We start from the raw sequence: 13136 nt of genomic DNA on the forward strand, positions 1-13136 counted from the left end.
GCCAAACAAAAAAAGCCACAGCAACCAACCCACACCACCACCCAAAACAGGCAACAGCACAAGCCAACCACCACAGCACAACCCACCCAAGACACCCAACCAAAAAAAATCAAGCACCCAGACAGGCCAAAAAATGACATAAACAAGCATGACACACTATCGAGTTCTCAAACAACACACCCACCCCACAACAACAACCCCCACAACAAGGGCCACCACCACAAGAAGGCGCGAAGGAAACATTACAGAATGGAGCGCCTCAGATCAAACCAAGGACCGGTGATCCCGATCTCGCACCCCCTGTTCAGTTCCAGCCATTCGACCTCGAGAAAATCTCGGCGCCGCGTTTGGCCGAGGAGTAGATTACGTAGCGCTCGCCGCGTCGTCAAATAACAAGTCGGTGACGGTGATCACATAGGCGCTGCCACCGACTTCTCGCAGATCAGAGGGCTTCAGATAGGCGCTCGCGAGTCTCCTCGTCACTTGCTCCGCGCCACTGAGAGCGTCCTGCGCCCCTTGCGCACGAGGACCACTCCCCCGGCGAGCAGATCGGCCTCGGTCACCACGAGATCCTCGTCGGTGACCTTGACGTTGTTGAGGTAGGCGCCGCCTGCGGCGATGGTCCGGCGTGCCGCGCCGCGCCCCTTCTCCAGCCCGGCGCCGACGAGGAGATCAACGATCGTCGACTCCCCCACGACCAGATCCGAGCCAGGCAGGTCCGCCGTGGCCGCCGCCATGGTCGCCTCGTCGATCCCGGCCAGATCGCCCCGGCCCCAGAGCGCCGCCGTGGCCGCCTCGGCCCGCACGAGCGCCTCCTCGCCATGGACCCAGCGCGTGACCTCGCGGGCGAGCGCCCGCTGGGCCTCGCGCGCCTTGGGGTTATCGGCGACGGTCGCTTCGAGGCACTCGATCTCCGCGCGGTCCAGGAAGGTAAAGACCTTGAGGAAGCGCACGACGTCGTCATCGTCCACGTGGAGCCAGAACTGGTAGAAGGCGTAGGGGCTGAGCATCTCGGGATTGAGCCAGATGGCGCCGCCCTCGGTCTTGCCGAACTTCGTGCCGTCGGACTTGGTGATGAGCGGGTTGGTCATGACGTGGACGGATGCGCCCTCGACCTTGTGGATGAGGTCCATGCCGCCCACGAGGTTGCCCCACTGGTCGTTCCCGCCGACCTCGAGGGTGCAACCGTAGCGGCGGAAGAGCTCGAGGTAGTCGTTGGCCTGGAGGATCTGGTAGCTGAACTCGGTGTAGGAGATGCCCTCCTCGCTGGCCAGGCGGCGCGCGACGATGTCTTTGGAGAGCATGGTCCCCATGCGGAAGTACTTGCCGAGGTCGCGCAGCAGGCCGATGGCGGTCAGCTCGGCGGTCCAGTCGAGGTTGTTGACGATACGGGCGGGGTTGGCACCCTCGAAGTCCAGGAGGTTCTCGAGCTGGGATTGCAGGGAGCGCGCCCACCCGGCCACGACCTCTGGGGTGTTGAGGGCGCGCTCGCCCTTGTCGCGGGGATCTCCCACCAGTCCGGTGGCACCGCCGACGAGCGCGAGGGGGTGGTGCCCGGCCATCTGGAGGTGGCGCATGACCTTGACGGCCACGAGGTGCCCGTGGTGGAGCGACGGCGCGGTGGGATCGAAACCGCAATAGAAGGTGATCCGGCCCTCGGTGAGCGCAGCGCGGAGCGCGTCGATGTCTGTGTGCTGGGCGATGAGCCCACGCCACTGCAACTCGTCCAGGATGTCGGTCACGGTCCTGTTGCCTTCCATGGGTCTGAGCCGGCCTCGGATGGGGGCGGCGGCGCCGGGCGCGCGCCTCGGCGGCGCTAGTCTGCCACGTTGGCGGAGCCGCTCAGGCCCCCATCCGGCTCAGCGCTCCGGAACCAGGCCGATCCTGGGCCCGTACTCTCCCAGCGCAGGCGCTCGAGCACGCGTCGGACCGGCATTGGCCGGGCTCTGGAGACGGTCACGAGCGCCCTCCGGGCCGGTCCCAGGTGAGGGTGTAGCGGTCGTAGAAGCGGCGCCGCACCCGTGCCCCCGGGAGGATCAGCGCCGCCGCCCGGCGGATCTCCGCCAGCGACTCGCGGAGCCTCGCGACGGGCACGCCGATGTCCCGCGTCTCGCCGTGGAGTCGGCCCGCCATCGGGATCGACAGGAGGCTCAGCCCCGAGACGATCCAGTCCCAGACGCTCGCGCTCGCGGCGAGCCCGACAACCGTGAGCCGTCCGCCGGGCGCCACGAGCCCCGCCAGGCGCTCCAGCCCGGCCTCCAGCCCCCGACAGCGGCGTCGGCGGCGAGCTCGTTGTGGAGGACCGTGTTGTGGTTCCAGTAGTCCCCGGGCATCACAGCCCTCCCGGCGAGGCTCCCCCTCGCCTGGCTCGCCTGGGTGCGGCCGCCCTGTAGGGCGAGACGGTGGGCTCGCCGTCGATCCAGAAGCGCCACGGGTAGAGCCTGCCGTCGCCGCCGGGGCCCGACACCCCCGTGCGCGCCCCCGTGCGGACAGCGTCCGGCGCCGGAGCAGTGCCGGGCTCGGCCAGCGCCAGGCTCACGCGAGAGCCCGGCGCACCCAGCGCGACGCCGTCGTCGTCGAGCGAAAGTCCCAGCGCCCGGCACAGGCGCGCGGGCCCACGGGCCAGGTCCCGGCCGCTGCGGGCGGCCGGCCGGCGCGATCGGGCGAGCTCAAGTCCCTCCACCACCTCACCGCCACGCAGCAGCACGGCACGGGACACGCCCTCGGGCCCGGTGACGACGTTGACGCAGTGGTGCATGCCGTAGGTGAAGTAGACGTAGATGACACCGCCCGCGCAAAACATCGAGGCGTTGCGGGCGGTGGGCCCCCGGTAGGCGTGGGAGCCGGGATCCTGCTCACCCCGGTAGGCCTCGACCTCAGTCAGGCGCACCGAGACGGTTCCCGCGGAGTCGGTGGCGGAGATGACCGCCCCCAGGAGCTGCGGGGCCGCCTCCAGGCAGTCAAGGGCCAGCAGGCGCCGCGTCTCCTCGGCCAGGCCGATCCCCCGTCCGCTGCCCTCGGGGGCCGCGGACTCGGAGGGCCCGTCCGGTGCGGAGGGCATGTCAGTCCTCAGGCCCCGCGCCGTCAGGCCCATCGAGCAGGGAGCCCTCCCAGGAGAAGACCCGCAGCTCGGCCGAGCGCTCAATGGCGCGTGCCAGCTGCTCGACGACGCGCACGGGCGCGGTCCCGCCGTGGCCCCGGCGCGCCGCCACCGAGCCGGCGGCGGTCAGGATCTCGCGCACGCCCGGATTCAGGCGCGCGTCGATAGCCGCGAAGTCCTCGTCGCTCAGATCCCACAGCTCCATGCCGCGCGTCTCGCACTCACGCACGCAGGCCCCCGAGATCTCGTGAGCCTCACGGAAGGGCACACCCTCCTTGACCAGCCACTCGGCGACGTCGGTGGCCAGGGAGAAGCCCTGGGGGGCGAGCTCGGCCATGCGCGCGGTGTCCAGGCGCATGGTGGCGACCATCCCGGACACGGCCGGCAGGAGCACCGCGAGGGTGTCGAGGGCGTCGAAGACCGGCTCCTTGTCCTCCTGCAGGTCGCGATCGTAGGCCAGGGGCAGGGCCTTGAGGGTGGCGAGCAGGCCGGCAAGGTCGCCGATGAGGCGACCCGCCTTGCCGCGGGCGAGCTCGGCCACGTCCGGGTTCTTCTTCTGCGGCATGATCGACGATCCCGTGGAGTAGGAGTCGTCGAGGGTGACGAATCCGAACTCCTTGGTGTTCCAGATGATGATCTCCTCGCTCAGGCGCGAGATATCCACCGCCGTCATCGCCAGGATGAAGCTCATCTCCGCGACGACGTCGCGGGCCGCAGTGCCGTCGATGGAGTTCTCCACCGAAGCGTCGAAGCCGAGGTCGGCGGCGACGGCGTCGGGGTCCATCCCCAGCGTGTTGCCGGCCAGGGCGCCGGAGCCGTAAGGGCTCACCGCGGCACGGGCGTCCCAGTCCTCCAGGCGCTCGACGTCGCGCATGAGCGGCCAGGCGTGGGCCAGCAGGTGGTGGGCGACGAGCACGGGCTGGGCGTGCTGCATGTGGGTGCGGCCCGGCATGATCGCCTCACCGGCGGCGGCGGCCTGGTCGACGAGGGCGTCGACGACATCGAGGACGAGTCCGGCGACGTGGCGGGCCTGGTCGCGCAGGTACATGCGGATGAGCGTGGCGATCTGGTCGTTGCGCGAGCGCCCCGCCCTCAGGCGCCCACCGAGGTCCTCACCGGCGCGCTCCATAAGGCCGCGCTCGAGGGCCGTGTGGACGTCCTCGTCCGCCGGCGTCGGGGTGAAGGCCCCGCTGACGACGTCGTCCTCCAGGCAGTCGAGGGCATCGAGCATGCCGGTGAGCTGGTCGTCGTCGAGCAAGCCCGCGCCCGCCAGCGCGCGGGCGTGCGCGCGCGAGCCGGCGATGTCGTAGCGGGCCAGTCGCCAGTCGAAGTGGGTGGATACACTCAGCGCCGCCAGCGCCTGGGCGGGGCCACCGGTGAAGCGCCCGCCCCACAGGCTGATAGCGCCCCGGCCCTCCGGGGGGCTCCTGAAGGCGGCGGCATCTGCGGCGTCGGGAATGCGGTCGAGCGGAGACGTCATGGCCCCATCATGACGCATTCACCGGCGGGGGTCCTCCCCGATCCTGGTCCGGCTGGGCCGTCCGGCCTCCTTGACGGTGAGGCGGTGCAGTCCCAACCAGGTGCCGATGGCGCAGGCGACCATCCAGTTGCCCTCGGACAGCAGGCGGGACTCAGTCAGGGCCTGGATCGCCAGCGCGGCGGAGACGAGGAGGGGCAGCAGCACCGAGGGCGCGGAATCGAGGTAGAGCAGGGCCAGCCGTCCGGTGCGCACGAGGAGCAGCAGGACGACGGCCACGATGAGGATGAATCCGACGATACCCGTTTGGAACAGCGCCTCGAGATAGGCGTTGTGCGCGCTCATGGTCGGGGTGCCGTCGGGGCGGACGACGAGCGTCTGGAACACCGGGAGCCAGGGCTGCCAGTACATGACCCATCCCCATCCCAGGATGGAGTGCTGCTTCCACAGGTCGATGACGCGCTCCCAGATGATCGCCCGGCCCGACATGTCCGGGCTGCGGTTGAGCAGCATGGCCAGGTCGTGGCGGAAGAGGAGCGCCATCAGGCCGATCAGCAGGCAGGCCGCGGCGGTGCGCAGGATCGCCTGGTAGCGCTGCTCCCGGGGCACGTGCCGCAGCCACCACAGCACCACGGCGAGGATCGCGCAGATCATCGCCGCGACCGTCACCGTGGCCGAGCGGGTCAGGACCAGCGTGAGCACCGAGAGCGAGGACCACACGATGAGGTGGGAGCGGCTGATCTGCTGATCCCTCCATCGCACGACCACGCAGATGAGGGCGAGCAGGGCGATGAAGGCCAGCGGATTGCGGTTGCCGACGATCCCCTGGATCGGGCCTCCCTGGAGCAGTCGGTTCTCGCTCCAGAAATAGGAGATGGGCACGCTCTCCCATCCCCGCATGTAGAGGGGGATGAGAGGGTGCTTGAGGACGAGCGCCACGTAGGTCTCGAGCGCCAGGCTCAGTGCGATCGTGGCCTCGAGGGAGCGCCCCAGGGCGACCGTGAGCTGGCGCAGCGAGAGCGCGCAGGCCAGGAGGATGCCGGCCGCAGTGGTCGCCACCATGAGGGCGGAGGCGAGGAGGGTCTCATTGGGGAACTGGGTCCAGGCGATGCTGGCCACGCACCATAGGCAGTAGGCACATGTCGCGGGGGGCAACGCGCGCCATACGATCCGGTGCCCCTCGAGGCGGAAGGCCGCGTACAGCGCGATCCCACTGATCGCCGCAATGATGCCGAAGGGCGTCCAGCCCACGACGTTGCGGATGCCCTGCCCGGAGAAGGTCAGGAAGAAGGCCCACACGGCGAGGCCGGGGATGACTGAGCGCCCATGGGCGCGCCCCGCGGGGGCGTCGATCTCCTCACGCTGCATTTTTGTCATCCGTGTCTGTCGGTCCTGCTCCGTCGGTGCTCCCGCGGGCGATGCCAGACGACGGAGCTCCTCAGATGTTAGTCCCACATGGCGCCCCAGCGCGGCCCGATGGGCCGCGCGCGACCAGTGGCGCGCGAAGGCGCTGGCCGCGCGCCGCCCACCGGGATCAGAAGCCCTCGCCCTCGCCGAGGCGCTCGGCCCTGGCGGCGGCGAGCTTGGGCTGCATGCCGTAGATCTCGATGAAGCCCCGGGATGAGGACTGGTCGAAGGTATCGCCCGAGTCGTAGGTGGCCAGGTTGAAGTCGTAGAGCCCGCTCTCGCTGCGGCGCCCGTTGACGGTGGCGCGCCCGCCATGGAGGACCATTCGGATATCCCCGCTGACGTAGTGCTGGGTGTCCTCGATGAAGGCGTCCAGGGAGCGCTTGAGCGGCGAGTACCACTGCGCCTCGTAGACGAGCTCGCCCCAGGTTTGCTCGATCTGGCGCTTGTAGCGGCGCTGGAGGCGCTCGAGGGTGACGGCCTCCAGGGCCCGGTGGGCCTCGATGAGGATGACGGCGCCGGGCGCCTCATAGATCTCCCGGGACTTGATGCCCACGAGGCGGTCCTCGACCATGTCGATGCGACCGATCCCCTGGGCCCCTCCCCTGCGGTTGAGCTCCTGGATGGCCTGGAGCGGGGTGACGGCCGCGCCGTCGATCGCCACGGGCAGGCCCTCCTTGAAGGTGATGATGACCTCGTCGGGCAGCGGCGGGTAGGTGGGGTCATCGGTGTAGGTGTAGACGTCCTTCGTCGGGGCGTTCCACAGGTCCTCCAGGAAGCCGGTCTCGACGGCGCGCCCCCACGCGTTCTGGTCGATGGAGAAGGGGTTGTGCTTGGTGGTCTCGATGGGGAGGCTGTGCTTCTCGGCGTATTCGATGGCGACATCGCGCGTCAGGGCGAGGTCGCGCACCGGGGACAGGCAGTCCATATCCGGTGCCATGGAGGTGATGGCGACCTCGAAGCGGACCTGGTCGTTGCCCTTCCCGGTGCAGCCGTGCGCCACCGTCGAGGCACCGAACTCGCGGGCGGCGCGCACGAGGTGCTTGGCGATGACCGGCCGGGACAGGGCGGATACGAGCGGGTAGGCTCCCTCGTAGAGCGCGTTGGCCTTGAGCGCCGGCATGCAGTAGTCGGTGGCGAACTCGTCGCGGGCGTCGGCGATATAGGCCTCGACAGCACCGCAGTCGAGCGCGCGCTGACGGATGACATCGAGGTCCTCGCCGCCCTGCCCGACGTCGACCGAGACGGTGACCACCTCTCGGCCGGTCTGCTCTGCGATCCAGCCGATGGCGACTGAGGTGTCCAGCCCGCCGGAGTAGGCCAGGACGACGCGATCAGTGTTCTTGTTCATGAGGGATCTCCATAGGAGGGGTTGCGCCGGCGGGCCGGCCTGTCGGTTGGAGGGAGCGCCCGGGCAGGGCGTGGCGCTCCTTTGGGTGGTCGGGGCGGGGATCGGCCGTCAGCGTCTTCCCGCTGGGTCGGCCAGGGCGAGCAGATGCGTGGCCACGCGGGCCGCGATCTCCTCGGAGCGGGTGATGACCAGGACGGTGTCGTCTCCGGCGATGCAGCCCAGGACCCCGGGAAGCATCGAGTCGTCGACGGCGCTGGCCAGCAGCTGAGCCGAGGCGGCCGGGGTGCGCAGCACGAGCTGGCCGCCGGACCACTCGGCCGTCACCAGCAGGTCGGCGCACCAACGGGCCAGCCGGGGCGTCGTGTAGGGGCTCAGGTCGTTCTCATCCGCGCCCTCGGCCACCGCCTGCGCCGCGCGCATTTGCCCGGGCGCCCCGGCCTCGGGGACGGCGTAGACGAGCGCGCCGTCGCAGGTCCGGATCTTCGTGGCGCGCAACTCGACGAGGTCCCGGGACAGGGTGGCCTGGGTGGTGCTCACGCTCCGCCCGGCGAGGGCCTCGCGCAGCTCGGCCTGGGATCGGATCCGGGAATGGCCCAGGATCTGACGGATGAGGGCGTGTCTGGCGGCCTTCGTGGCCGGCGCCGCTGGAACGGCTTGGGCGGAGGGATCGGCCCTGGTCGCGGATGCGCCCGGATCGCTCATGCGCTCAGTCATGGCTCCCCGCAGTCGTCGCGGCTCCCTCGGAGGCGCTCGCCAGGCGTGCGGCGAGGAGGGCCGAGAGCTCGGTCGTGAAGGCGTCGGCGTCCTCATCGGACAGGATGAGGGGCGGCGCCAGGCGCAAGGTGTCGTCCCGGGGGGCGTTGACGATGAACCCGGCCCGAGCGAGGTCCTCGGCGATTCCGGAGGCGGGCCCGACCGCGGGGTCGAGGGCGACGCCGATGAGCAGTCCCAGTCCGCGCGCGGCGGTGACGCCGGGCACCTTGGCGAGCTCCGCCGCCCAGCGCTCGCCAAGGCTGGCCGCACGCGCCAGGAGGCCCTCGGAGCGCAGGGTATCGATCACGGCCAGGGCGGCGCTGGCCGACACCGGGTTGCCGCCGAAGGTGGTGCCGTGCTGGCCCGGACCGAGGAGCTCGGCCGCCTGGCCGGTGGCCACCACCGCGCCGATCGGCATCCCGCCGCCCAGGCCCTTGGCCAGGGTGACGACGTCGGGGACGATGCCGGGGGCCAGGATGTGGTGAGCCATCCAGGCGCCCGCGCGGCCCATGCCGGTCTGGACCTCATCGATGATGAGCAGGGCACCGGCGTCGCGGGTCAGGGCGCGGGCGGCCTCGAGGTAGCCGTCGGGCAGGGGGCGCACGCCGGCCTCGCCCTGGATGGGCTCGACGATGAGGGCGGCGACATCGGGCCCCATGGCATCCCTCAGGGCGCTCACGTCCCCGACGGGCACGAACTCGATGCCCCCGGGAAGGGGCTCGAAGGGCTCGCGGTAGGCGGCCTTGTGGGTCATGGCGAGCGCGCCCATGGTGCGCCCGTGGAAGGCCTGCTCGAGGGCGAGGACGCGGGGCCGGGAGGAGGAGCCGTGGCGGCGGGCGATCTTGAGCGCCCCCTCGTTGGCCTCGGTGCCGGAGTTGGCCAGGAAGACCCGGGAGGCACCGGGCTCGGCGCCCGGGAGGGACAGGGTGATGAGCTCCTCGGCCAGGCGGACCTGGGCGGGGGTGGTGAAGAAGTTGGAGACGTGCCCCAGTGTGGCCAACTGGGTGCTCACGGCATCGACGACCGCCGGGTGGGCGTGACCGAGGCAGTTGACGGCGATGCCGGCAAGCAGGTCGAGGTACTCGGCGCCGTCGGCGTCCCAGACCCTCATCCCGCTGCCCCGCACGAGGACGCGCGAGGGCGTGCCGAAGGTGTTCATGACGGCACTGGCGTAGCGGTCGCGCCACTCGGCATTGCTGCCGGCGCTCTCCGGCGCGGTGGTGGTCGCCTCGGTCATAGCCGCTTCCCTCCGTCGAGTGGTGGTACGGGGCTGTCCCCCGGGTGAATGACGGTGCCCACTCCCTCATCGGTGACGATCTCCAGGAGCATGGAGTGCGCCTGGCGCCCGTCGATGACATGGGCCTGTCCCACTCCCCCGCGCACGGCCCGCAGGCAGGCCTCCATCTTGGGGATCATGCCGCTGGCGAGGCTGGGGAGCATCTCCTCCAGGGCGCGGGCGGAGATGAAGGGGACGAGCGATGAGCGGTCCGGCCATGCGGCGTAAAGGCCCTCGACGTCGGTGAGCATGACCAGTGAGCGGGCCTTCAGCGCGATGGCGATGGCGGCGGCGGCGGTATCCGCGTTGACATTGAGGACGGTCGCCGAGTCGGTCACCAGCGGCGCCACGGACGAGATGACGGGAATACGGCCCTGGTCGAGCAGGTCGATGATCGGCTGGGGGCTGACCTCGACGACGTCGCCGACGAGACCAACGTCCACGCTGGCTCCGTCGACGGTGGCGGAGCGCTGGCTGGCACGCAGGAGGCCTCCGTCCTCCCCGGAGATACCCACGGCGGCGGACCCGTCGAGGTTGAGCAGGGAGACGAGCTCGCGCTGGACCGAGCCGGTGAGCACCATGCGGACCACGTCCATGACCTCCGGAGTGGTCACGCGCAACCCGCCGCGGAACTCCGACTCGATGCCGAGGCGGCCCAGCATCTCGTTGATCTGGGGACCGCCGCCGTGGACGACAACGGGCCGCACGCCGACCTGGTGAAGGAAGAGGATGTCTTGGGCGAAGGCCCGCTTGAGATCCTCATCGATCATGGCGTTGCCGCCGTACTTGATGACCATGGTGACGCCCTTGTAGCTGCGCAGCCATGGCACGGCCTCGAGGAGGACCTCGGCCTTGATCTGAGGGCTGATCTGGGATGTCTCGATACTCATCGCGGATGCTCAGGTGGTGTAGTCGGCGTTGATGGTGACGTAGCCGTGGGTGAGGTCATTGGTCCAGACGGTCGCCCGGGCCGATCCCGCCCCCAGGTCGATATCGATCCGGGTCTCCCGGGGGCGCATGTCCACGCAGTCCCGGGACTCGCCCGGGCCGCCATGGCGGAAGACGGTGACGCCGTTGATGGTCACATCCACCTCGTCGGGGTTGAAGGGGCATACCTGCTCGGGAACGGTCCCGAGCTGCGACAGGACACGTCCCCAGTTGGGGTCCTCGCCGGCGACGGCGCATTTGAGCAGGTTGGAGGCCGAGACTGTGCGAGCCGCGGCCTCGGCCGCCTCCTCGCTGGCCGCGCCCAGCACGGTGATGGCGATGTCGTGAGTGGCGCCCTCGGCGTCGGCGACGAGCCTGCGGCCCAGTGCGCCCAGGACCTCGTGGACGGCGTCGGCGAGCTCGGCGTCCGTCGGGGTGATCCCGGAGGCCCCTGAGGCCAGGAGGAGGACGGTGTCGTTGGTCGACATGCAGCCGTCGGAGTTGATGCGGTTGACGGTGCGCGCGGCGGCCGAGGCCAGGGTAGCCTGGGCGGTTCCGGGCTCGACGACGGCGTCGGTGGTGAGCACGCAGAGCATGGTGGCCAGCCCGGGGGCGAGCATGCCCACGCCCTTGATCATGCCGCCGATGGTCCATCCGTCGCGGGCGACCGCGGCCTCCTTGGGGACGGTGTCGGTGGTCATGATGGCGACGGCGGCCTCGTGGCCGGCCTCGGGCGTGGCGGCCAGGGCGGCGAGCGCGGTGTCCGCGCCGGGGAGCAGGGAGCCCATGTCGATGGGCTCGCCGATGACTCCGGTGGAGCACACGAGGACGTCCGTGGGGTCGCAGCCGAGGAGCCCCGCCACATGGGCGGCGGTGGCGGCGGCATCGGCGGTCCCGCGCTCACCGGTGCAGGCGTTGGCGGACCCGGAGTTGAGGATGACGGCGCGCGCCGCGGGACCGGCGGCCAGGGCCTGACGGGACCAGGACACGGGCGCGGCGACCACTCGATTGGTGGTGAACACCCCGGCGGCGACCGCCAGCGGGCCGTCATTGACGACGAGGGCGAGGTCGGGATTCCCCGAGGCCTTGAGCCCGGCCTTGACTCCCGTGGCACGGAATCCCTTGGCGGCGGTGATGCTCACGGCGCTACTCCTCGCATGATGACGCCCGTGGTCTCGGGCAGACCCAGGGCGAGGTTGAGGGACTGGATGGCGGCCGAGGCGGTCCCCTTGCCGAGGTTATCGATGGCGCACATCATCGTTGCCACCCCGGCCGCGACGTCGACGGCGACCTGCACGTAGGCGAGGCCGGAGCCAAGGACGGAGCCGGTGGTGGGCCACACGCCCTCGGGCAGGATGTGGATGAGGGCCTCGCCGTCGCCGCCCAAACCGTAGGCGTCGATCCAGGTCTCGCGCAGGCGGGCCTGGGGGGCGTCGGCGCCGAGGGCGAGCGCGGTCAGAGGGGCGATGACTGTGGCGAGGATCCCCCGGCTCATGGGCACGAGCACCGGGGTGAAGGATAGGCGCGTGGTTCCCGCGGGAAGGCCGGCTACCTGGAGGTTCTGGACGATCTCCGGGATGTGGCGGTGGGTGCCGCCCACGGCGTAGGCCTGGGCGGAGCCGAGGGCCTCGGCGGCGGTGAGATGGGGCTTGAGGGACTTTCCCGCCCCGGAGTAGCCGACCGCGAGGACTGCGGTGAGCGAGGAGGTGTCGATAAGGCCGGCCGCAGCACCGGGCTGGGCGGCGAGGGTGACGGCAGTGACGTTGCATCCGGGGACGGCGATGCGCGTGGCGGCGCTCAGCGCGGCGCGCTGGGCGGCGGGACTGGTCTCACCGGCGTGGAGGAGCTCGGGCATGCCGTAGGTCCAGGGCTCGGCGAAGGGACCGCCGTAGTAGTGCTCCCAGGCCGCAGCCGAGGTGAGGCGGTGGTCGGCGCCGCAGTCGAGGAGGATCGGGGAGCGACCCGAGGCCCGGGCGGCATCCTCAATGGCGGCGGTGACCTGCCCGGAGGCCCCGTGCGGGAGGGCGAGGATGACAATGTCATGCTCGGCCAGGCGCCCGGCCTCGGTGGGCTCGACCTCCCTTATCGCCAGCTCGGGCAGGTGGGGCTGGATCTGCCCAAGATGCGCCCCAGCCGAGGAGTTGGCGGTCACAGCGCCGATCTCGATCTCGGGGTGCGCGGCGAGGAGCCTGAGGACCTCGCCACCGGCGTATCCGGTCGCGCCCACGACCGCTGCTGTCCACGTCATACGTGAACCATACACGCCATTGCATAGAAATGCACATGGCGAGGCCGGGGTCTCGTGGAACGGGACTCCCTCAGGCCCGGCCGCGCAGTGTCGAGGCGATGGAGTCGGCGAAGGCGCACACGGCGCCCCAGTCGCGGAAGTCGCCCTCGGAGGCGCCGCCCATCCTGGCGATGGTACGTTCGCGGAGGTTGAGCTGAGCCGGGTCGAAGCGCCCGGAGAAGGTCACATGCTCGCGCGCCTTGAGGGACAGGAGCACCGGCCCGATGCGGAGCGGGTCGCTCACCTCGCCCTTGTCCACCCCGGACAGGCCCACGGAGAAAGCCCACACAGGATGGGCGGACAGCTCCTCGCGGAAGCGGCGCGTGAAGTCGGTGGCCTGCTCGGTCCAGCGCGTCATGTAGATCGCGCTGCCCAGCACGAAGGCGTCATACCCCTCGACGCTGGTCACCTCCTCCGGACGCGCCTCATCGACGTCGAGACCCGCCTCGCGCAAACGCTGGGCGATGACGCCGGCGATCGAGTCGGTGGTGCCGTGGCGGGACGAGGAAGTCAGGAGGATGGTCATGACGGAAAGTCAAGCACGAAAGAGAGGGATCA

General features: G+C 70.5%; 12 protein-coding genes. All 12 read right to left on the bottom strand.

Annotation, left to right across the window (positions count from 1 at the left end; genetic code table 11):
- Positions 1-479 precede the first annotated feature (479 nt).
- A complete protein-coding gene (gene tyrS, locus B1H50_RS09270) occupies positions 480-1742 on the bottom strand; it encodes a tyrosine--tRNA ligase (RefSeq protein WP_080463494.1) in 1263 nt (420 codons plus the stop codon).
- A 214-nt stretch (positions 1743-1956) separates the two neighbouring features.
- On the bottom strand, positions 1957-2229 hold the full coding sequence (locus B1H50_RS09275; RefSeq protein WP_080463495.1) for a hypothetical protein: 273 nt from the start codon (positions 2227-2229) through the stop codon (positions 1957-1959).
- A 103-nt stretch (positions 2230-2332) separates the two neighbouring features.
- Positions 2333-3061 (bottom strand): DNA-3-methyladenine glycosylase, encoded by a 729-nt coding sequence (locus tag B1H50_RS09280; protein WP_080463515.1) that lies wholly within the window; start codon positions 3059-3061, stop codon positions 2333-2335.
- Position 3062: 1 nt separating this feature from the next.
- Complete coding sequence (gene argH / locus B1H50_RS09285; protein ID WP_188640753.1) at positions 3063-4598, bottom strand: argininosuccinate lyase; 1536 nt, start codon at positions 4596-4598, stop codon at positions 3063-3065.
- Positions 4599-5945: an O-antigen ligase family protein gene (locus B1H50_RS09290; protein WP_080463496.1), complete on the bottom strand. Its 1347-nt coding sequence runs from the start codon at positions 5943-5945 to the stop codon at positions 4599-4601.
- Positions 5946-6111: 166 nt separating this feature from the next.
- Positions 6112-7335, bottom strand: coding sequence for an argininosuccinate synthase (locus B1H50_RS09295; RefSeq protein ID WP_080463497.1), 1224 nt, complete (start codon positions 7333-7335; stop codon positions 6112-6114).
- 108 nt (positions 7336-7443) lie between these two features.
- Positions 7444-8037 (bottom strand): arginine repressor, encoded by a 594-nt coding sequence (locus B1H50_RS09300; protein WP_080463498.1) that lies wholly within the window; start codon positions 8035-8037, stop codon positions 7444-7446.
- A gap of 4 nt (positions 8038-8041) precedes the next feature.
- Positions 8042-9325, bottom strand: a complete 1284-nt coding sequence (locus tag B1H50_RS09305) for an acetylornithine transaminase (protein WP_080463499.1) — start codon at positions 9323-9325, stop codon at positions 8042-8044.
- Positions 9322-10254 carry an acetylglutamate kinase gene (argB, locus tag B1H50_RS09310; RefSeq protein ID WP_080463500.1) on the bottom strand — a complete coding sequence of 311 codons (933 nt, stop codon included), beginning with the start codon at positions 10252-10254 and terminating at the stop codon, positions 9322-9324. Before argB ends, B1H50_RS09305 begins: the two co-directional genes overlap by 4 nt.
- A gap of 9 nt (positions 10255-10263) precedes the next feature.
- Positions 10264-11433 carry a bifunctional glutamate N-acetyltransferase/amino-acid acetyltransferase ArgJ gene (gene argJ, locus B1H50_RS09315; protein ID WP_080463501.1) on the bottom strand — a complete coding sequence of 390 codons (1170 nt, stop codon included), beginning with the start codon at positions 11431-11433 and terminating at the stop codon, positions 10264-10266.
- Positions 11430-12539, bottom strand: coding sequence for an N-acetyl-gamma-glutamyl-phosphate reductase (gene argC, locus B1H50_RS09320; RefSeq protein WP_080463502.1), 1110 nt, complete (start codon positions 12537-12539; stop codon positions 11430-11432). Before argC ends, argJ begins: the two co-directional genes overlap by 4 nt.
- Positions 12540-12609: 70 nt before the next feature.
- Complete coding sequence (locus B1H50_RS09325) at positions 12610-13104, bottom strand: flavodoxin domain-containing protein (RefSeq protein ID WP_080463503.1); 495 nt, start codon at positions 13102-13104, stop codon at positions 12610-12612.
- Positions 13105-13136: the final 32 nt, after the last annotated feature.

Origin of the sequence: Actinomyces gaoshouyii, assembly GCF_002072175.1 — a bacterium.
Taxonomy (GTDB): domain Bacteria; phylum Actinomycetota; class Actinomycetes; order Actinomycetales; family Actinomycetaceae; genus Actinomyces; species Actinomyces gaoshouyii.